Origin of the sequence: Bradyrhizobium sp. LTSPM299, from assembly GCF_000938235.1 — a bacterium.
Classification (GTDB): domain Bacteria; phylum Pseudomonadota; class Alphaproteobacteria; order Rhizobiales; family Xanthobacteraceae; genus Bradyrhizobium.
The window spans coordinates 65,395-85,339 of sequence record NZ_JYMU01000017.1; the positions used below are offsets into that span (position 1 = coordinate 65,395).

Below are 19,945 nucleotides of genomic sequence, written 5' to 3' on the forward strand. Positions count from 1 at the left end.
AACGATTCAGGCGCGGAACGGCAGTGGAACTTTCGACGCGCCATGATCCACGTCTGACGCGGATGTTTCGCGCAAATCTTGAGTGCGCGTGGTCGCCGCAATTTTCGTCACGCTGGTGATAAATTCATCCAGCAACATTCACGCGTATACACGTCACGGCTTTGTCGCAGATTAACAGCAGAAGTCGCGCGAGGAACCGTTTGAAAATCTCGGTGAAAAATAACTCCGGCTTGACGGGCATTTTCAGCGAACGCCTTTCAGCGGCACCATCGTTGAATCAGGCGGCGTCATCAATGCTTCGGGAGAGACGGTCTATCATTCTCCCGGGGGCACATTCGGCAGCGTCATCAGAAGCGAACTCGATTCAGCAATTGTCGGCAGTGGCGGCCAATTGCACCTGACCGGGGCCGGGATCGCCAGCAACGCCACCATCAATGGTGGTGTGATGACGGTTTCGGGATCAATACCGGACCCCCTCACTGGCGACCCAAGCGCACCGGCGGTCAACGCCAGTGCGGCGAGCGGAACAATCCTCAATTCAGGAAGCCTCTCCGTCTCGGACGGCGGCATCGTCACCTCCACGACGCTGAACGGCGGCACGCTCGACGTGCTCGATCAGGGCACCGCGAACGCTTCGACAATTCATCTTGGCGCCACAGAACTCGTCGAGGCGGGCGGCATTGTCGGCGCGACCACGATCGCCGGCGGCACGCTTGATCTCAAGGCGGGCGCGATTTCCGACGACGCGATCACCTTCTCCGGCCAGGGCACACTCAAGATCGAACAGAAGCTGGTTTCGGGCGCATCGACCTTTGCAAGCCAGATCGATGGCATTGCGCCCGGTGACTCGATCGATCTTTCCGGGCTGTCCTATGCAAGCGGCGCAACGGCGACGGTGTCCGGCTCGACGCTCACGGTCAGCAACGGCACGGCGAGCGAGACCTTCACACTGGCGGATACGTCGGTCACTCATTTCGGCATCGCGAAAGACGCCTCCGGCGGCATTCTGCTGACGGCCGCGGCCTCACCGACCATCGCCGGAACCGTATCGGGACAAAAGACCAGCAACGAAGCTGCGATCAATCCATTCGCGACCTCACGATCACGGATCCAAACGCAGCCGCAACCGATAGTCTGATCATCACGCTCGCGGGCGCGGCTGGTCTCCTGTCCGGGACAGGATTGACCTCGCTTGGAAACGGAACCTACGAGCTGACAGCTACCGGCGCTGCCAACCTGACCGCCGAGCTGCACGCCCTCAGCTTCGTGGCCTCGCCGCACGGAGACGGCAGCACAACGACCAATTTTACCCTGAGCGACACCAGCAGCGTCGGCTTGACCGTCAGCGACGCCAGCACGTCCGTCATCGACACGCATCAAGCCGCCTCCACGACGATCAACGGCCCGGCATCTGGTTATGCGACCATTGAGGGCACGACGGGCAACGACATCATCCACGCCTATGGCCTGTTCAATATCATCCACGGCAATGGCGGGAACGACACGATCTACGCCGGAACATACGGCACGGTTGATGTGCCGAGCGGCGACAGCACCGTCTATCTGCAGGGGATCGTCAACCACGTCACCGGTGGCAACGGCAATATCAAGGTGACGGGATCGACAGGCGCCACCACGATTGCGCTCGGCAATGGCAACGACAGCATCGACGCCAGCGGATATGGCAACATCATCACACTGGGCAGCGGCAACGATGTTGTCCATCCCGGCGACGGTGCGAGCCAGGTCACGGCTGGCAACGGCAACGACAAAGTGACGCTCTCCGGATATGGCAACACGCTCACGCTTGGGAATGGCAACGATGTCGTCACGGGCGGAGATGGCACCAATAGTGTCACGCTCGGCAACGGCAACAGCACCGTAAATCTCGGCGGGATGGGAAACCAGATCACCGTCGGCTCGGGAACAAACACGATCATCGCCGGCAGCGGATTGGACAACGTCGTTGCCGGCGCCGGCCACGATACGATCACACTGGGCGGAATTGCCAATCATTTGGTGCTCAACGGGTCCCAGGCCAATGTGACAAACCAGATTGGCCAGGACGTCATTACGGTCAATGGCGGATCAGACCAGTTTAACTTTGTCGGGTTTGGCACTCATGCCATCATCAATGGCGCGGCCTATGTCAACATCATCGATCACAGCACGGGTCTGACGGTCTCGATCAACTCGAGCAGCCAGGTCGATACGATCTCCAGTTTTGGCAATGACACGCTCGGCGTCGTCGATCTTGCGAACGGCGTGGGCAATTTTCACTCCGTCGCCGACATCATGAGTTCGCTAAAGAGCGATGGAGACGGCGGGACCTTGCTTGCGCTGGGAAGTGGTCCTAACGCGGGGTCTATCGACTTCGTCGATACCGCGATCAGCCAATTGCAGGCATCGCACTTTATGATCGTGTAAGACTGAGCTTCTTTACAACTGTCGCTCAGTGGACCGTGTCGCTGGGCGCTACGTTGAGCGGCGCTCCGCCGGTAGAAATGGGCCCCGACGGCGTCGGAGCCCGAGACGGCGGCTTTCTCGGTTTCGGAGCAGCTTGCGCGATCGGCCTTGGAGCCGCCTGTGCGGTCGGGGCGCGGGGCGGCTCGGCAGCCGCCGGTGGTGAAACGGGAGCCGAAGAGGGGCTCTGCAGGGCATCGACCTTCGATGTCAGGGCCGCCAATCGATCGGCAATGGCCTTCAGCTGCTCCTGCTGGTCGGCGACGGCCCGGCCCAGGGCCGCGAGATCTTCGCCGGTCTTCTGTTGGCTGGCGAGGAGATCCGGCAGGGTCCCGCTATCGCCGGCTGCCATCTTTCCGCCGGACGCCTCGTGGCCGAGAGACGGGACCAGTCGTGCGATTTCGGGCCATGCATAGACGCCGCCAGCACCCGCGAGGGTGAGGACGACGATCAGAAGGAGCCAAGGCCAGCGGCGCCGACGGGCGGGCAGGGGGCCTAAGGGCGAGTGGCCTTGCCACGCCCGGTCGGAATCGTTGCTCATGGGAGCTTCCTAGTCTGCCTCGTCAGCCGTTGCAATCGAGGCCAGGCTTGGCCACGTTGGGCCTAAAGCCCTGTTCGACTGGAGCCCCATTGGCACCCGCACCTACCTCTGAACTCCTTGAAGAACTTGTCGCGAAAGCACCGGACGGTCCCGTCGACCTGGAATGGCTCCTCAGCCATCTCGACAAGCGCTCGTTCGGACTTCTCCTGCTGCTGCTGGGATTGTTGGTGATCATCCCCGGCATCGCCACGATCGCGACGATCGCGCTGCTGTTTCCCGCGGTCGAGATGATGCTCGGCCGGACCGCTCCGTCGTTTCCGCGTTTCCTGTCGAAGCGGCAGTTCGACTTCAAGCGGTTCAAGCGGTTTACGGTCCGGGCCCGCCCGCTGCTGCAGGCGATCGAGAGCGTCAGCCGGCCGCGATGGAACGCGCGTCACGAGGTGACGAACCGGCTCGTCGGGTTGGTCGTCTTTCTGCTGGCCTTGTCCGCCGGTTGGCCGCTGCCTCTGGTGAACGTCATACCGGGGATGGCGGTCGTCCTGATCGCGATCGCCTATCTGCAGGAGGACGGTCTGCTGCTCATCGTCGGGCTGGCGGCTGCGTTGATTTGCCTGCTTGGCCTTGGTTGGACGCTCTGGGCGTCGGCCGGGGCCGTGATCGGCTGGATCAGGCACTGAAGCAAAAAAGCAGGGCGCGACCGGCATCACCACGGTCGCGCCCTACGTCACCGGTCAATGGGGCAGGGGGAATAACCGGCTGCCGGAATGACTCCGACCCCCCGGGACTCGTTCCAGGCGAGTGAAAATATTTTTGTACACGGTTAAGTGATGGAAGGGTCCGCGAACCCCTTGGGTTCCGCTCGCGTTGTGTCCGTGATCGCCATGGGAAATGTGTCACGGGGCGAGGGACATCCAAAATGTCGCAGATTCACAGGGGAATTCTTGGCGTGCTTGCGGTCGGCCTGACGGTTGGCGCCGTGCAGTTCGCATCCGGCCACGATCTGATCGGCGGTCAGCTCACCATTTCGGCCGTGCCCGAGACCGTCTCGGCTGCGCCCGAGACGATCGTCAATCGCGCCGCCAAGGCTGACCGCGCCGAGGTTCGGGCGTTGGGCCAGAACAGCCAGACCATTGCGCTGAAGCTCGACGGGCTTCCGGACACCTCAGTGCTGGTTCGCGTTCCCGCGGCGAAGGAAGAGGCGCGCAGCCGCCCGGCCGGTCCCGGCCTGTCGAAACCCGGCGAGGGCCGCAAGGTCGCCTGCGAGCCCGTGGTCAGCGTGCTGACCGACGTCGCCAAGCTGCTGCAGCCCGGCCGCTGCATCACCTGAGACCTGACAACGCAAGCCACCCCAAAGCACTGAGTTGCCCGTCGGCGCAAGCCCTCACGGGATCATGTCGCGAGAACGCAAAGTTGCGTTCCCATCCACAGTGTCATCGCCCGGCCTGTGCGCAATTGCGCACATGGACCGGGCGACCCAGTACGCCGCGGCCCGTCGGCTCAAGCACTGCTGCCTCTGGAATACTGGGTCGCCCGGACCAGCCGGGCGACGACACCAATTTTGGTTGCCGCGATTTTAGGCCATCACGACCACGCAGCGCTACTGCTCCTCCGCCGGCTCGCTGCCGGCAGCGGCGCTGCGGCTCGCCATCACGCCGAGCACGATGCCGCCGACGGCCAGGATCGGGATCAGGCGCCTGACGCCGATCGCGCGGACGATCTGCAGGGCGGTGGCAAGCAGCATGGGGTCGGCGAGCAGGCCGGTTGTTGCGGCGGCTTTCGCGGCTTTTGCCGCTTCCGCGGCGCGCCGCTGCATCTGACGCTTGCGCATCGTGTAGCTGATGGCTGCGATCACGGCGACCACGAAGAAGATCGCGGCGCCCGCCAGGCACGCCTGCACCGGGCCGTAGTTTTGCAGCACCAGGACGAAGGCGGCGGCGCACAGGAAGGCGGTGGTGATGAACAGCGCAATCGCGGCAGCGCCGGCGAGCGACGTCAGCCGCAACGCGCTTCCGGTCGATTCCTTGACGTCATCGATCAACCGCTGAAGCATGGAGTTGCCTTGCCTTGAAAAGAGCATCGACGAAATTCGCGACAGCCCACCAGCGCTGCCATCTCGTCCAAAACGGTAGTTTGTGTGCGATCGCCATCACTGGGCCTCAGGCTGGACAATGTCGTCTGCTTACCGCCGCCAAATGACTTATCGCCGCCAGGTGACGCCGATCAGAAAGCCGATGCCGATGGCGAGGCCGACGGTCGCAAGCGGCCGCTGCGTGATCACCTCTTCCAGCGTCTCCTCGATCGAGGACGCCGCGTCCTGCGCCGCACCCATCATCGCGCTGCCGCGCTCCGACATGTCGTCGAGGGTGGATTCGGCGTTGGCGCGTGCTTCCTTGTAATGGCGGCGGGCTTGCTTGCCCGCATTGCCGGCAAACGAGTTGAGCGCTTCGGTGATCTGTTCGGTGAGGGCGGCGATATCATTTTTCACGGCGGTGACATCCTTCTCGAGACGATCGTAAGTCGCTTTGTCTGTCATGGTCCTGATCCCAGATGCGCTATCCGTGCTCGACATCGAAAGCTCCCGGAGACTCTGCGTTTCGATGAGCAAACGTTTGGCCGCAGCCGAAGTTCCGTTGCGGAAATCCAAGGGAGACTTCGAGTTAGTCTTCCGGCGTCAGATGCTCCTTGACGATCAACGCCACGATCAGCAGCGGCGACGACAGGAAGGCGCCCATCGGGCCCCACAGCCAGGTCCAGAACGCCAGCGCGAGGAAGACCGCGAGCGCATTCAGCGACAGCCTGCGGCCGACGATCGTCGGCGTCACGAAATGTCCTTCGAGGAAGACCGCGGCCGCGAAGCAGGCCGGCGCGATCAGCCCGGCGCCGATGGTCGGAAACGCGATGATCCCGACCAGCACCAGCACCGCGAACATCGCGACCGGGCCGATGATTGGAATGAAGTTCAGCGTCGCGGCGAGCGCACCAAGTCCGGCCGGGTTCGGCGTTCCGGTGATGGCGCAGATCACGCCGGTGACGATGCCGACGCCGACATTGATCATGGTCACGGTCAGCAAATAGTTGCCGAGATGGGTTTCGATCCCGTTGAGGATGCGCAGCGCGCGCAGCCGCGCGGCGCGTTCGGTGAAGGTCATCACCATGGCGCGGCGCAGATCCGTCCAGCTCGCGATGAACAGGATCAGGGTCGCGATGAACAGCATGAATTCGGCGAAGGTCGGCGACAGGAATTCCAGCGTCGGCTGCACCCATTCGAATTTCGGCAACTGGAACGTGGCCAGTGCTCCGGGGCTGCCGACCATGGTCTGCAGGTCCTGCCACAAAGCGAGCGGCCGGTCGAACACATGCATCTTCTCTCTCAGGATCGCGCCGAGTTCGGGCAGCCGCGAGCTCCACTCCATCATCGGCGCGGAGATCAGCCCAACCATGAAGGCGATCGTCGCGCCGACCGCGGTCACCAGCAGGACGGCGCCGAGCGGGCGGGGGATGCGGTAGCGTTCGAGCAGGCTTGCTGCCGGCGACAGCATGGTGCCGACGATGAAGGCCATGGTGATGGGCAGGAAGAACGCGCGCGCCACATAGAGCACCGCGATGACCACGATCAAGAGCAACGCGACCAGCGCGAAGGCCACCAGCTCGGCGCGGCTGATGATCGGCGGAGTTTCGATCTTGCTGTCGGGGATCGGCGTGCCCTGATCTTGGGGCGCCTTGCTTTGAGGCGCCTTGGCCTGAGATGCCTTGCCTTGAGGTGCCTTGCCTTGAGCTGCCTTGGCAAACAGACGTTCACTCGGAAAGACACGCACGAATATTCTCCCGCTCGGACACGAATAAATCCGCGCCGCGATCCGCGTGCCGACTCGGGAGCAAACGGGGTGCACAGCGAAAGGTTCCATCGCGGGATCGTGAGGTTGCGAGGGTTGACAATCGTCGCCTCGCGACGATTCGCGGCGGAACCAGACGGCGGCGATCGACGTTGCTTCTGCACAGCATCACCGCGATGCGTCACGCTTCAGGGGCAGTCCATGACACAGCAGTCTGCATCCAGCCGCCGGCTTCCGTCGCGCGCCGCGCGCACCCTTGCATTCGCCAGCGTCCTGTTGGTCGCGCCGTTCGTCGCCACCGGTTCGGCCAGCGCTCAAGGCTACGGCCAGGACGTTTATGGCAATCAGGCGCTCGGCTATGCGCCGACCCAGCCGGGCGGGTTTTCGACCGACAAGGTGATGACCGATCCCGCGACCGAGGACGGCGCGCTGCCGGAGCGGCTGCGCCGCACCACCGTCGCGATCGATACGTTAGAGGCGCCCGGCACCGTCATCATCGATACCGGCAACACCGCGCTCTATTACGTGCTCGGCGGTGGCCGGGCGATCCGCTACGGCGTCGGCGTCGGTCGCGAGGGCTTTACCTGGTCTGGCGTGCAGACCATCAGCCACAAGGCGGAGTGGCCGGACTGGCATCCGCCGGCCGAGATGATCAGGCGCCAGCCCTATCTGCCGCGCTTCATGGCGGGCGGCCCGGGCAACCCGCTCGGCGCGCGCGCGATGTATCTAGGCTCCAGCGAATACCGCATCCACGGCACCAACGATCCCTCGACGATCGGCAAGTTCGTCTCGTCGGGCTGCATCCGCCTGACCAATGAGGATGTCGCCGACCTGTTCAGCCGTGTCGATGTCGGCACCAAGGTCGTGGTGCTGCCGAAGAACGCGCCGCATATCGCTGCCCGCGAGCTCGGCGCGTCGACGACGCAGATCTCGGTGCGCCCGGGTCCGGCCCAACCGCGTGCTGCAGTGACGACGCTGCCCTCGGGCCGTCAGGCGATGAACATCCCGGCGTCCTCCTCGCTGTACTGAGGATCGATGATGATGAGGCGGCATACCAGGCGGTTTGTGTTCGGGACGGCCGCGTTGCTCGGCCTGTCGCTTGCGCCCGCAGCCCAGGCCCAGGATTTCTTCTCGGCGCTGTTCGGCGGCTTCAACCAGGGCCGTGCGCCGGTGATCCGGATGCCGTTCGACGACGGCAATGCGCCCGTGCAGCAGGTCGAGCGCCCGCGCTATGGCGTTGGCCAGGCCTATTGCGTGCGGACCTGCGACGGTCGCTATTTTCCGCTTTCCGCGACCGGCGGCCAGAGCAAGGCGGAGACCTGCAACAGCTTCTGTCCGGCGAGCGCGACCGAAATCGTCTACGGCGGCAATATCAACAGCGCCGCGACCGAGAGCGGAAAACCCTATTCTGAGCTGCCGAACGCATTCCGCTATCGCGATGAGATCGTCGCGGGCTGCAGCTGCAACGGCAGGGATCCGGTCGGGCTCGCCGCGGTCAAGATCGAGGACGATCCGACCTTGCGCACTGGCGACATCGTCGCCGCCAAGGACGGGCTGATGGTCGCCCGCCGCGTCGATCGCCGCGGCGCCGAATTGAACTTCACCCCGGTGCCGGAGCGCATCCGCGCCAAATACGAGCGAGCGCCCGTGGTGGCGCGGGAGTAGCTGATGATGAGCGGTTGAGATTGCCGGACGACTTTTGGTTCCACGTCGGGGAACCGGTCGCGCTGCGGCACGTTAGCAAAGGGCTAACAGCAGTTTCAACGATGCCTGGAGGGGGCCCGCATGATCGTCAGCGTTCTCATCACGTTCCTTGTCGTTATTCTCATCCTTTATCTGATCAACATGCTGCCGCTCGACGGCCGCGCCAAGCAGATCGCGCGCGTCGTGGTGATCGTGCTCGGCGTGATCTCGCTGTTGAAATACATCGCGGTGTTCTAGCCGGCGCGTACGGCCAACAAAAAAGCCCCGGCATCCTGCCGGGGCTTTCGTTATCGCAGTGGCGCGGCTCAGCCCGCAGCCTTTGCCTCGCGGCGGCGCGCGGTGAGGATGTATTCGGTGTAGCCGTTCGGCTGCTCGCGGCCCTTGAACACGAGGTCGCAGGCGGCCTGGAAGGCGACGCCGTCGAACGACGGCGCCATCGGTCTGTAGAGGCTGTCGCCGGCGTTCTGCTTGTCGACCACGACGGCCATCCGCTTCAGCGATTCCATCACCTGGTCCTGGGTGATGACGCCCTGATGCAGCCAGTTCGCCAGATGCTGGCTCGAGATGCGCAAGGTGGCGCGGTCTTCCATCAGGCCGACATCGTGGATGTCAGGCACCTTGGAGCAGCCGACGCCCTGGTCGATCCAGCGCACGACGTAGCCCAGAATGCCCTGGCAGTTGTTGTCGATCTCCTGCTTCACGTCGTCGGGCGCCCAGTTCGACTGCGACACCGGGATGGTGAGGATGTCGGACAGCTTGGCGCGCGGTCCGCCCTTGGTGAGTTCCTGCTGGCGGGCAATCACGTTGACCTGGTGATAGTGCAGCGCATGCAGCGTGGCGGCGGTCGGCGATGGCACCCATGCAGTGGTGGCGCCGGCCTGCGGGTGGCCGATCTTTTGCGTCAGCATGTCGGCCATCTTGTCGGGTGCCGCCCACATGCCCTTGCCGATCTGGGCATGGCCGGGCAGGCCGTCGACCAGGCCGGTGTCGACGTTCCAGTCCTCATAGGCCTTGATCCAGGGCTGCGCCTTCATATCGTTCTTGCGGATCATCGGACCTGCTTCCATCGAGGTATGGATCTCGTCGCCGGTGCGGTCGAGGAAGCCGGTGTTGATGAACATGATGCGCTTCGAGGCGCGCTGGATGCAGGCCTTGAGGTTGACCGTGGTGCGGCGCTCCTCATCCATGATGCCGACCTTGATGGTGTTCTCGGACAGCGAAAGCATCTTCTCGACCTCGGCGAACAGGTCGCAGGTCAGCGTGACCTCGTCCGGCCCATGCATCTTCGGCTTGACGATATAGACCGAGCTGGTGCGGCTGTTCTTGAGCTTGGAATTGCCCTTGACGTCGTGGATCGCGAGCAGGCCAGCGACCGCGGCGTCGAGAATGCCTTCCGGGATCTCCTCGCCCTTGGCGTCGAGCACGGCGTCGGTGAACATGTGGTGGCCGACATTGCGCATCAGCAACAGGCTGCGGCCGTGCAGCTTCAGCTCGCCGCCGGTGGGTGTCTTGTAGACGCGGTCGGCGTTGAGCGCGCGGGTCAGGGTCTTGCCGCCCTTCTCGAAGTCGGCGGACAGCGTGCCGGCCATCAGGCCGAGCGTGTTGCGATACACCAGCACCTTGTCTTCGGCGTCGACGGCGGCGACCGAGTCTTCCATGTCGAGGATGGTGGAGACCGCCGATTCCAGGATCATGTCGGCGACGCCGGCCGCATCGTCCTTGCCGATGGTGTTGCTGCGGTCGATCTTGACCTCGACATGCATGCCATTGTTGACCAGCAGGATGATGCTGGGCGCAGCCGCGTCACCCTGGTAGCCCGCAAACTGCGTGGCGTTCTTCAGCGCGGTGGCGTTGCCGCTCTTCAGCTTGGCCGAGAGCTGGCCTGCGATCACGCTGTAGGAGGTGACGTCGGTGTGGCTTGCGGTCGCCAGCGGCACGGCGGCATCGAGGAAGGCTTTTGCTTTCGCGATCACCTTGTCGCCGCGGGCCTTGTTGTAACCCTTGCCGCTCTCGCTCGGATCATGCGGGATCGCGTCGGTGCCGTAGAAGGCGTCATAGAGCGAGCCCCAGCGCGCATTGGCGGCGTTCAGCGCATAACGGGCATTGGTGAGCGGCACCACGAGCTGCGGGCCGCAGATCTTGCCGATCTCCTCATCGACATTGGCCGTCTCGACCTTGTGGGTCGCGGGCTCAGGGAGAAGATAGCCGATCTCCTTCAGGAACGCGGTGTAGGCATTGGTGTCAAACGCTTTGCCCTTGTGGGCGCGATGCCAGTCGTCGATCTTGGCCTGCAGCGTGTCGCGGACGGCGAGCAACTCGCGATTCTTCGGTCCGAGCTTCGCGAGGATGGCGGCCAATCCGGCCCAGAACGCGTCAGGCGCGATTCCGGTCTTTGGCGTCGCCTCCTTGGCGATGAAATCGAACAGGACAGGGGCGATCTTCAGTCCGTGGGCATCGACACGAGTCATGATGGGCTTTCTCAAAGAAACGGGCGTCTAAGTGCTGTTTTCATAAGCAAATCAGCAAAAAGCGCGCCAAAGGGCCGCGTTCACAGCTCTTTTAGCCCTAAAGCCACGGCTCTGAGAAGACCCTCTGTCGCCCACACTCAGTCGTGGGCGTCAGATATTTGCGGCGAGATCGGCCAGTTCGTCGAACAGGATGTTGGACGTTGCGAGCATGCGTTCGATCTGCTCGACAGCATCGCTGACTGACCGGGTCGAGGTATCGATGGTGAGTTCGCAGCTGCTCGGGGGCTGGTAGTCATTAGTGATGCCGGTGAAGGACGGCAAGCCGCCGGCGCGGGCCTTGGCGTAGTGGCCTTTGGGGTCGCGGGTCTCGCAGACTTCGGCCGGGGTTGCGACATAGATCTCGCGGAATGCGCTGTCGGCGATGCGGCGTGCGGCCGCACGGTCGGCGGCCGATGGCGACACCGCGGCAACGATCGCGATATGGCCGTTGCGCGCCAGATGGGATGCCACTTCGGCAAGACGGCGAATGTTCTCAGCTCGATCTTGCGGCGAGAAGCCGAGATCGCTGTTCAGCCCGGCGCGCAACGTATCGCCGTCGAGCAGGATCGGCGAGCCGCCAAGGCTGAACAGGCGCCGCTCGAGCGCGCGCGCCAGCGTCGATTTGCCGGAGCCGGGCAGGCCGGTGAGCCAGACCACCGCGCCGTTGTGATGACAGCGCGCCGAGCGCTCGTCGGGCCGCAGCGCGGATTCCACCGGCACGATGTCGATCGGCACGGCGCGCTGGCCGGCGTCGACCGACAGCACGAGGCCACCGCCGGCGATGCGGCCGTTGACCTCGATCACGAGGCGGCCGGTGCGCGGGTTCTCGGTGTAAGGATCGGTTGCGACCGGCTGTGCCAGCGCGATGTCGATCTCGCCGACATGGTTGCGCGCGATTGCCGTGGTCTCCTCGTTCGACAGCGCGCCGGGATCGACAGCCTTTTCGATCGCGACGACGGTAGCGCGGGTCTCGCGCGTGCCGAGCCGGATCAGGATCTGGTCGCCCTTCGACAGCGGCTTGTCATGCAGCCAGAAAATCCGCGCGTGGATGCGGCGGGTTTCCCGTGGACTCTGGCCGACATGGCCGATCACGTCGCCGCGCTCGAGGAACAGCTCGCGGTCGAGCGTGATGCCGACCGAGCGTCCCGCAGTCTGCGGACCGTCAACCGGGGTCACCGGCCAGCTCTCGACCGTTTTGATCTTCGCGATCTTGCCGGCCGGCATGATCACGATCTCGTCGCCGGCAGCAAGACTGCCGGATTCGATACGCCCCGCGACGATGCGGCGGTCGTCGAACTTGTAGATCGCCTGTACCGGCAGCCGCAGCGCAAGCAGCTCCAGCGGCCGCGCCGGCTCCAGCGCGTCGAGCGCGTCGACCACGGTCGGGCCGGTGTACCAGCCGATCCGTTGCGTGCGTTCCGCGACGCCATCGCCGTCACGTGCCGAGATCGGGATCACCGCGGTCGGTGTGACGCCGAGGCCGATCAGATGTGCCGAGATCTCGTCGCTGATTTCCTTGAACCTGGCGGCGCTGAAATCCACGCGGTCCATCTTGTTGACGACGACTGCGACCTGCTTCACGCCGAGCAGATGAAGCAGATAGCCGTGCCGTCGCGTCTGGTCGCGCACGCCTTCGAGCGCGTCGATGATCAGCACGGCGCCGTCGGCCTGCGAGGCGCCGGTGATCATATTGCGCAAAAACTCTGCGTGGCCGGGCGCGTCGATCAGCACGACGTCGCGCGAGCCGGTGCGGAAGCGGATCTGCGTGGTGTCGATGGTGATGCCCTGGTCGCGCTCGGTCTGCAGCGCATCGAGCAGGAACGACCATTCGAACGGCATGCCGCGCCGCGCGCTGACCGCCTTGAGCATTTCCAGCTTGCCATCCGGCAGGCTGCCGGTCTCGTGCAGCAGGCGGCCGACGAGGGTAGATTTGCCGTGGTCGACATGGCCGACGATGACAATACGCACTTGCGGTCGCGTCGTGCCGTTGGGCGTTGCCGAAATCGAGGCGGTGGGAAGAATCATGTTCATGAGAACGCTCACGCCAATATGAAATCAGAGATAGCCGGCGACACGCAGCCGCTCGAATGCATCCTCGGTCTCGTGATCGAGCGCGCGTCCGGCGCGCTCCGGGACCTTGGTGTCCTCAAGCTCGGCGAGAATCTCGTCGATGTTCGAGGCGGTCGAAGCGACCGGGTTGGTGATGTCTTGATCGCCCAGCGAGCGATAGCGCTTGCCGTCTTTGGCCAGATACAGCGGGATGATCGGGATGTTCTCGCGCTTGGTGTAGGCCCAGATGTCGGCCTCGGTCCAATGCAGGATCGGATGGATGCGCAAATGCGCGCCTTGCGGCGGCGAGGCGTTGAAATGGTCCCAGAACTCCGGCGGCTGGTCGCGCACGTCCCATTCGCCCTCGAGCCCGCGCGGCGAGAATACCCGCTCCTTGGCGCGGGTGGCCTCCTCGTCGCGGCGGATGCCGGCGATCAGTCCGTCAAAGCCGAACTTGTTGAGTGCGAGCTTCAACCCCTCGGTCTTGCGCGCGGCGGAACGCGCGGCCGGCGGCAGGGTCGGATCGACGCTGTCGATCGGCGGGCATGGCTCGACACGCAGGTCGAGATCCCATTCCTTGCCAAAGCGTTCGCGGAACGCATACATCTCCGGAAACTTCTTGCCGGTGTCGACATGCATCGCCGGAAACGGAACCCGGCCGAAGAACGCCTTCCGCGCCAGCCAGATCATCACATTGGAGTCCTTGCCGAGCGACCACAGCAGCGCCAGCTTCTTCAGCCGGGCGAACGCCTCGCGCAAAATGTAGATGCTTTGCGCCTCCAGTTCGTCGAGGTGGTCCATCGACGGGGCGCTCCGATCGGCCGAAATCTTCGGCACGGAAGCTGCTTGGATAGAGGCTGCGGGCCGCAACCCGGTGGCGGCGGATTCCTTGTCGAGAAGATGCATCTATCGGCCTTGGCCAGAGGAGGTGAAAATTCTACAGTTGCGCCGCAATAGAGAAGAAATAATTTTCTCTTTATTGGCCTTGATCGAGAGATAAATAGAAAATAATTTCAGTCAACCCCCAAGTTGGGGAAGCGAGTGTCTGATGCGATACCTGCCTGTGTTTCTGGATCTGCAAGTCGGCAAGGTGCTGCTCGTTGGAGCGGGCGACCTCGCACGCGCCAAGCTGCGGCTACTCGCGGGTGCGGGCGCGCAGGTCCGCTGGTACGCGACCGATGGCGACCACGAACTCACCGGACTGGCTGCGGAAGACGCCGCGCGTATCGAACGCGCCGATGGCGATCCGCTCGCGGTCGATCTCTCTGGCATCATTGCAATTCTTTGTGCCGGCGCCGGCGACATCGGTGTCGCCATGGCGGCGCGCGCAAAGGCCGTCGGCCTGCCCGTCAATGTGATGGATGACCTCGAGCATTCGACCTTCATCTTTCCCGCGATCGTCGATCGCGGCGATGTCGTGGTCGCGGTCGGGACAGGCGGTACTTCGCCGGTGGTGGCCCGTCGCGTGCGCGAGCGCATTGAGGCGGTGCTGCCGGCGCGGATCGGCGATCTTGCCGGCTTCATCGGACGTTTCCGCAAATCGATCCACGCCCGCATCTCTGAGTTTCCGCTGCGCCGCCGCTTCTGGGAGCGCATCGTCGATGGCCCGATCGGCGCGCTGGTGCTGGCCGGCCGCAAGGACGAAGCTGAGCAGGCTCTGAACGCGATCGCCGATCCCATCGCATTCGCCGGTGCAAGCGCGGAAGGAAAAGCCATCGGGCACGTGACGCTGGTCGGCGCCGGACCGGGCGATCCGGACCTGCTCACCGTCAAGGCGCTGCGCGCGCTGCAGGATGCCGACATCGTGTTCTATGACGAATTGGTGTCATCGGACATTCTCGACCGGATCAGGCGCGATGCCCCGCGCATCCCGGTCGGCCGCCGCGTCGGCAAACCCGGCATTGGGCAGGATGCCACCAACAGACTGATGATCGAAGCCGCCAAGTCCGGCCAGCGTGCGGTGCGACTGAAGGGCGGCGATCCCTTTATCTTCGGCCGTGGCGGCGAGGAGATCGAGGTGTTGCACGCCGCCGGCGTCGCCTACTCCATCATTCCCGGTATCACCGCGGGCCTTGGCGCCGCCGCGCAGTTCGAGGCGCCGCTGACCTATCGCCACGAGGCGCTGCGCATCACCTTCCTGACCGCGCACAAGGCGCGCGACGCCGAGACTGTCGATTGGTCTGCGCTGACCGACAAGAAGATGACTGTCGTCGTCTACATGGGCATGACCGCGGCGCCGTCGATCCGCGCGGGCCTGCTGGCTGCGGGCCGCTCTCCCGAGACACCGGTCGGCGTGTTCGCGCGCGTGACACGGCCGGACGCGCAGGCTGCGGTCGGAACGCTGGCGCGGCTGCCCGAGCTGGTCAAGACGATCGACGGCGGTCCCGCCATCCTCATCATTGGCGACGTGGTGGCGCATTCCGCGCCGTGGCGTCAATCGAATCTCACCCAAGTTGTCTCTGAACTGCTGGAAGCTGCTGAATGACCTCTCCGCTCGAACAGAAGAAAATCAAGATCACGGGTCCGTCGATGGTGACCGCCAACCGCACCTGGGATGGTGCCGTGGTGTACCGGACCGGGCAAAACGGCTGGTCGACCGAATTGCGGGACGCGGCGATCGTGCGCACATCAGACGATGCACGCGCCTTGCTCGCCGAGGGCGTTGCCGACGATGTCGGCGCGATCGGCGCCTATATCGCGCCGGTCGAGCTCAAGGAGGGCGGCAAGATCGGCCCCGGCAATCTCCGCGAACAGATCCGCTCCGAGGGTGTCACCATCGACATCCCGGTGCCGGCGTAAGGTTGATCCATCATGTATGCATATGACGAACTCGACCGCACGCTGATCAATGAGCGTGTTTCGGAATTCCGCGATCAGGTGAAGCGCCGCCTTTCGGGCGAGCTCACCGAGGACGAATTCAAGATACTCCGGCTGCAGAACGGCGTGTACCTGCAATTGCACGCGTATATGTTCCGCGTCGCGGTCCCCTACGGCACGCTGTCGTCCAAGCAGATGCGCCGGTTTGCCCATGTCGCGCGCCGCTACGACCGCGACTATGGCCACTTCACCACGCGGCAGAACATCCAGTTCAACTGGATCAAGCTGTCCGAGCTGCCGGACGCGTTGGCCGATCTCGCCGAAGTCGGCATCCATGCGATGCAGACCTCGGGCAACAACATGCGCAACGTCACCTCGGACCAGTGGGCTGGCGTCGCGCCGGGCGAGATCGAGGATCCGCGGATCTGGTCGGAGCTGATCCGCCAGCACACCACGCTGCATCCGGAATTCTCATTCCTGCCGCGCAAGTTCAAGATCGCGATCACGGCGTCCGAGCATGATCGCGCCGCGATCAAGATCCACGATATAGGGCTTCGTCTGCACAAGAATGCCGACGGCGAGACCGGCTTCGAGGTGCTGGTCGGCGGCGGTCTCGGCCGCACGCCATTCATCGCCAAGACCATCAAGCCGTTCGTCCCCGGCCGCGATATCCTCAGCTACATCGAGGCGATCCTGCGGGTCTATAACCAGTACGGCCGCCGCGACAATATCTACAAGGCGCGCATCAAGATCCTGGTGCACGAGCTCGGCATCGAGAAATTCTCCAAGGAGGTCGACGAGGAGTGGCGGCTGATGGGCGATGTTGGGCTGACGCTCGATCACACCGCCATCGAGGAAGTCCGTTCGCGCTTCTCCTATCCGGCCTACGAAAAGCTGCCGCATATGCCGGACGAGCTGAAGCAGGCTGCGCATGATCCGCTGTTCGAGCGCTGGCGCAAGAATTCAGTGTTCCCGCACAAGGTGCAGGGCTACTCGATCGTGGTGCTGTCGCTGAAGCCGGTCGGTGGCCCGCCCGGCGATGCCACCGCCGATCAGATGGATGCGATCGCCGACCTCGCCGACAGATACTCGTTCGGCGAAATTCGCGTCGGTCACGAGCAGAATCTGGCGCTGCCGCATGTCGCCAAGCGCGATCTGCCGGCGTTGTTCAAGACGCTCGACCGCCTCGGCCTGGCAACGCCGAACGTCAATCTGGTCACCGACATCATCGCGTGCCCGGGGCTCGATTATTGCTCGCTGGCCAATGCGCGCTCGATCCCGATCGCGCAGGAGCTGACGCGGCGTTTCGCCAACCACGACACCGCAAGCCTGATCGGTCGTCTGCACATCAACATCTCTGGCTGCATCAATGCCTGCGGCCATCACCATGTCGGCCATATCGGCATCCTCGGTGTCGAGAAGAACGGCGAGGAATTCTACCAGATCACGATCGGCGGCCGCGCCGACGAGAACGCGCAGATGGGCACCTTGATCGGCCCGGCCGTTCCCTATGCGGAGGTCGCCGACGTGATCGAAGACATTGTCGAAGCCTATCTGGCGCTGCGCGACCGTCCCGAGGAATTGTTCGTCGATGCGGTGAAGCGTCTGGGCGTCGAGCCATTCAAGGAGCGGGTCTATGCCACTCGTTAAGAACGCAAGAATCACTACCGACCTGTTTGTCCATGTCGCCGATGGCGCGGAATTGCCGGGTGACGGTGCGATCCTGGTTACCGCCGAGCGCTTCCTCGCCGATCCGGAGGCGCTGTTGCGCCGCCCCGGCAAGACGGGCGTGATCTGGCCGAACAACCGCGATCTCGAGGCTCTCGTGCCCTATCTCGAGCGCGTCGCCGCCGTCGCGCTGGTGTTCCCGACCTTCCGTGACGGCCGCGCCTACAGCCAGGCCCGGCTGCTGCGCGAACGCCACGGCTATGACGGCGAGCTGCGCGCCACCGGTCAGGTGCTGCGCGATCAGTTCGTGTTCATGACGCGTGCCGGCTTCGACGCCTTCGAGGTGAAGAAGGATGCGGACGCGGCCGCCTTCGCCGGCACCATGAAGCGCTATTCGGTGTTCTACCAGCCGACCGGCGACGGCCGCGTCACCGCGCTGCATCGCCGCCAGCAACTGCGTCACTCGGAGAGCGCCGAGCAGTGAGCACGCTTGCATCAGAGCTGACGCTGGAGCTGCCGGGCGGATTGCCGGCGGCGGACGTGCTCGATCGCGCGCTGCGCGCGGCGTCGCCCGCCGAGGTGATCGCGGCCGCGTTGAAGACGATCGGCCGCGAACGGCTCGCGCTGGTGTCGTCGTTCGGCACCGAGTCGGCGGCGCTGCTCAAGGTGATGGCGGATGTCGATCCGGCGATTCCCGTGATCTTCCTCGACACCGGCTGGTTGTTTGATGAGACACTCGCCTATCGCGATACGCTGATCGCAACACTTGGTCTGACCGATGTGCGCTCGATCAAGCCTGAGGACGAAACGCTGTCGCGCGAAGATCCCGACCGCGAGTTGTGGTTCAGCGATCCCGATGCCTGCTGCCGCATCCGGAAGGTCGAGCCGCTGGCGCGGGCGCTGAAGCCGTTCTCCGGCTGGATCAACGGGCGCAAACGCTTCCAGAGCACTACCCGGGCCGGCATCCCGGTCGTCGAGGACGATGGTCAAAGGCTGAAATTCAATCCGTTCGCCAATGTTTCGCGCGAGGACATCGAGGCGATCTACGCGCTCGGCAAGCTGCCGCCGCATCCGCTTGTCGCATCGGGTTATCAGTCGGTCGGGTGTATGCCTTGCAGCAGCCGGACTGCGCCCGGCGAGGATGCGCGCGACGGCCGCTGGCGGGGCCGGGCCAAGACGGAATGCGGCATCCATACGACAAAGACTTCGTAGCGCAACCTCTTCGTAGCACAGCTGCGTTGCGCGGCCGCAAACAATGAAAAGCGGTTTCGTTGACTTAAGACCACTTCACCGCGAGTTATGTCTTGGGTGTTGCCTGACATTCTCAGGTTGATTGGAGAGAGAAATGGTCCGTCGTATCTTGCCGCTCGTCGCGGCACTGTTGTGGGCAAGCTCGGCGTTCGCCGCCGACTATTCGCTGCTCAACGTGTCCTACGATCCGACGCGCGAGCTCTATGTCGACTTCAACAAGGCATTCGCGGCGGCGTATCAGAAGGACACCGGCAAGAGCGTCGAGATCAAGCAGTCGCATGGCGGCTCGGGTTCGCAGGCGCGTTCGGTGATCGACGGCCTGCAGGCCGACATCGTTACGCTGGCGCTCGCCTATGACATCGATGCGATCGCAGCCAAGGGCTTTCTCCCGGCCGATTGGCAGAAGCGGCTGCCGCTCAACGCCTCGCCCTACACCTCGACCATCGTGTTCCTGGTGCGCAAAGGTAATCCCAAGGGCATCAAGGATTGGGACGATTTGATTAAACCCGGCGTCAGTGTCATCACGCCGAACCCGAAGACGTCGGGCGGCGCGCGCTGGAATTATCTGGCCGCCTGGGGTTACGCGCAGAAGAAATATGGCTCGGTCGACAAGGCGAAGAAGTTCGTCGCCGACCTCTATCAGAATGTTCCTGTGCTCGATACCGGCGCCCGCGGCTCGACCGTGACCTTTGTCGAGCGCGGCGTCGGTGATGTGCTGCTTGCCTGGGAGAACGAAGCTTTTCTGGCTCAAAAGGAATTCGGCCAGGACAAGTTCGAGATCGTATCGCCGCCGCTGTCGATCCTCGCCGAGCCGCCGGTCGCTGTCGTCGACAGCGTTGCCGACAAAAAAGGCACGCGCGCCGTCGCCGAGGCCTATCTGAAGTACTGGTACACCAAGGAAGGCCAGGAAATCGCCGCGCGCAATTCCTATCGGCCGCGCGATCCCGAGATCGCGAAAGAGTACGAAAAATCCTTCGCCAAGGTCGAACTTTTCACCATCGACGACGTTTTTGGTGGTTGGACCAAAGCGCAGAAGGATCACTTCGCCGAAGGCGGCATCTTCGATCAGATCTACAAGAACTGATCGCAGCGTCGGCAAAAGCAACGGGGGA

Annotated in this window: 20 protein-coding genes; 13 read left to right on the plus strand and 7 right to left on the minus strand. The window is 63.8% G+C overall.

From position 1 onward, the window contains the following. The first annotated feature begins 391 nt into the window (after nucleotides 1-391). Complete coding sequence (locus UP10_RS45750; protein ID WP_044587530.1) at nucleotides 392-1,138, plus strand: hypothetical protein; 747 nt, start codon at nucleotides 392-394, stop codon at nucleotides 1,136-1,138. Between the two features lie 44 nt (nucleotides 1,139-1,182). Beyond that, nucleotides 1,183-2,427, plus strand: coding sequence for a calcium-binding protein (locus UP10_RS45755; protein ID WP_044587531.1), 1,245 nt, complete (start codon nucleotides 1,183-1,185; stop codon nucleotides 2,425-2,427). 25 nt (nucleotides 2,428-2,452) lie between these two features. Here the strand turns inward: UP10_RS45755 and UP10_RS42015 are convergent, their stop codons facing one another. After that, nucleotides 2,453-3,004 carry a hypothetical protein gene (locus tag UP10_RS42015; RefSeq protein WP_050043634.1) on the minus strand — a complete coding sequence of 184 codons (552 nt, stop codon included), beginning with the start codon at nucleotides 3,002-3,004 and terminating at the stop codon, nucleotides 2,453-2,455. An 89-nt stretch (nucleotides 3,005-3,093) separates the two neighbouring features. Between UP10_RS42015 and UP10_RS11920 the strand changes: the two genes are divergently transcribed. Next, a complete protein-coding gene (locus tag UP10_RS11920; RefSeq protein WP_044587532.1) occupies nucleotides 3,094-3,681 on the plus strand; it encodes an exopolysaccharide biosynthesis protein in 588 nt (195 codons plus the stop codon). Nucleotides 3,682-3,920: 239 nt separating this feature from the next. Then, nucleotides 3,921-4,331 (plus strand): hypothetical protein, encoded by a 411-nt coding sequence (locus UP10_RS11925; RefSeq protein WP_044587533.1) that lies wholly within the window; start codon nucleotides 3,921-3,923, stop codon nucleotides 4,329-4,331. A gap of 270 nt (nucleotides 4,332-4,601) precedes the next feature. Here UP10_RS11925 and UP10_RS11930 read toward each other — a convergent pair whose 3' ends face one another. The 3 genes from UP10_RS11930 to UP10_RS11940 all read right to left on the minus strand — a co-directional run bounded on the left by UP10_RS11930 (nucleotide 4,602) and on the right by UP10_RS11940 (nucleotide 6,699). Next, on the minus strand, nucleotides 4,602-5,054 hold the full coding sequence (locus UP10_RS11930; protein ID WP_044587534.1) for a hypothetical protein: 453 nt from the start codon (nucleotides 5,052-5,054) through the stop codon (nucleotides 4,602-4,604). A 147-nt stretch (nucleotides 5,055-5,201) separates the two neighbouring features. Next, on the minus strand, nucleotides 5,202-5,573 hold the full coding sequence (locus UP10_RS11935) for an ElaB/YgaM/YqjD family protein (protein WP_044541257.1): 372 nt from the start codon (nucleotides 5,571-5,573) through the stop codon (nucleotides 5,202-5,204). An 88-nt stretch (nucleotides 5,574-5,661) separates the two neighbouring features. Further along, complete coding sequence (locus UP10_RS11940; RefSeq protein ID WP_044587593.1) at nucleotides 5,662-6,699, minus strand: AI-2E family transporter; 1,038 nt, start codon at nucleotides 6,697-6,699, stop codon at nucleotides 5,662-5,664. 339 nt (nucleotides 6,700-7,038) lie between these two features. Between UP10_RS11940 and UP10_RS11945 the strand changes: the two genes are divergently transcribed. The 3 genes from UP10_RS11945 to UP10_RS44090 all read left to right on the plus strand — a co-directional run bounded on the left by UP10_RS11945 (nucleotide 7,039) and on the right by UP10_RS44090 (nucleotide 8,778). Further along, on the plus strand, nucleotides 7,039-7,866 hold the full coding sequence (locus UP10_RS11945) for a L,D-transpeptidase (RefSeq protein ID WP_044587535.1): 828 nt from the start codon (nucleotides 7,039-7,041) through the stop codon (nucleotides 7,864-7,866). A 9-nt stretch (nucleotides 7,867-7,875) separates the two neighbouring features. Further along, nucleotides 7,876-8,502: a DUF2865 domain-containing protein gene (locus UP10_RS11950; protein ID WP_044587536.1), complete on the plus strand. Its 627-nt coding sequence runs from the start codon at nucleotides 7,876-7,878 to the stop codon at nucleotides 8,500-8,502. 120 nt (nucleotides 8,503-8,622) lie between these two features. Further along, on the plus strand, nucleotides 8,623-8,778 hold the full coding sequence (locus UP10_RS44090; RefSeq protein ID WP_156179792.1) for a Thivi_2564 family membrane protein: 156 nt from the start codon (nucleotides 8,623-8,625) through the stop codon (nucleotides 8,776-8,778). A 68-nt stretch (nucleotides 8,779-8,846) separates the two neighbouring features. Here the strand turns inward: UP10_RS44090 and UP10_RS11955 are convergent, their stop codons facing one another. From UP10_RS11955 to cysD, 3 genes are all read right to left on the minus strand, one after another. Beyond that, nucleotides 8,847-11,009 (minus strand): malate synthase G, encoded by a 2,163-nt coding sequence (locus tag UP10_RS11955; RefSeq protein WP_044587537.1) that lies wholly within the window; start codon nucleotides 11,007-11,009, stop codon nucleotides 8,847-8,849. Nucleotides 11,010-11,159: 150 nt separating this feature from the next. After that, nucleotides 11,160-13,079, minus strand: coding sequence for an adenylyl-sulfate kinase (gene cysC / locus UP10_RS11960; protein ID WP_044587538.1), 1,920 nt, complete (start codon nucleotides 13,077-13,079; stop codon nucleotides 11,160-11,162). A gap of 24 nt (nucleotides 13,080-13,103) precedes the next feature. Continuing rightward, on the minus strand, nucleotides 13,104-13,898 hold the full coding sequence (cysD, locus tag UP10_RS11965; RefSeq protein WP_044587594.1) for a sulfate adenylyltransferase subunit CysD: 795 nt from the start codon (nucleotides 13,896-13,898) through the stop codon (nucleotides 13,104-13,106). A gap of 247 nt (nucleotides 13,899-14,145) precedes the next feature. On the opposite strand from cysD, the gene cysG reads away from it, so the two are divergent. The 6 genes from cysG (at nucleotide 14,146) to UP10_RS11995 (ending at nucleotide 19,917) form a co-directional block, all read left to right on the plus strand. Continuing rightward, nucleotides 14,146-15,582: a siroheme synthase CysG gene (gene cysG, locus UP10_RS11970; protein ID WP_044587539.1), complete on the plus strand. Its 1,437-nt coding sequence runs from the start codon at nucleotides 14,146-14,148 to the stop codon at nucleotides 15,580-15,582. Continuing rightward, nucleotides 15,579-15,896, plus strand: a complete 318-nt coding sequence (locus UP10_RS11975; protein WP_044587540.1) for a DUF2849 domain-containing protein — start codon at nucleotides 15,579-15,581, stop codon at nucleotides 15,894-15,896. The genes cysG and UP10_RS11975 overlap by 4 nt, the downstream gene beginning before the upstream one ends. Nucleotides 15,897-15,908: 12 nt before the next feature. Further along, a complete protein-coding gene (locus UP10_RS11980; protein WP_044587541.1) occupies nucleotides 15,909-17,564 on the plus strand; it encodes a nitrite/sulfite reductase in 1,656 nt (551 codons plus the stop codon). Further along, nucleotides 17,551-18,066 (plus strand): DUF934 domain-containing protein, encoded by a 516-nt coding sequence (locus UP10_RS11985; protein WP_044587542.1) that lies wholly within the window; start codon nucleotides 17,551-17,553, stop codon nucleotides 18,064-18,066. Before UP10_RS11980 ends, UP10_RS11985 begins: the two co-directional genes overlap by 14 nt. Beyond that, nucleotides 18,063-18,794, plus strand: a complete 732-nt coding sequence (locus tag UP10_RS11990) for a phosphoadenylyl-sulfate reductase (RefSeq protein ID WP_044587543.1) — start codon at nucleotides 18,063-18,065, stop codon at nucleotides 18,792-18,794. The genes UP10_RS11985 and UP10_RS11990 overlap by 4 nt, the downstream gene beginning before the upstream one ends. Nucleotides 18,795-18,927: 133 nt before the next feature. Next, a complete protein-coding gene (locus UP10_RS11995; protein WP_044541161.1) occupies nucleotides 18,928-19,917 on the plus strand; it encodes a sulfate ABC transporter substrate-binding protein in 990 nt (329 codons plus the stop codon). The last annotated feature ends 28 nt before the right edge of the window (nucleotides 19,918-19,945 follow it).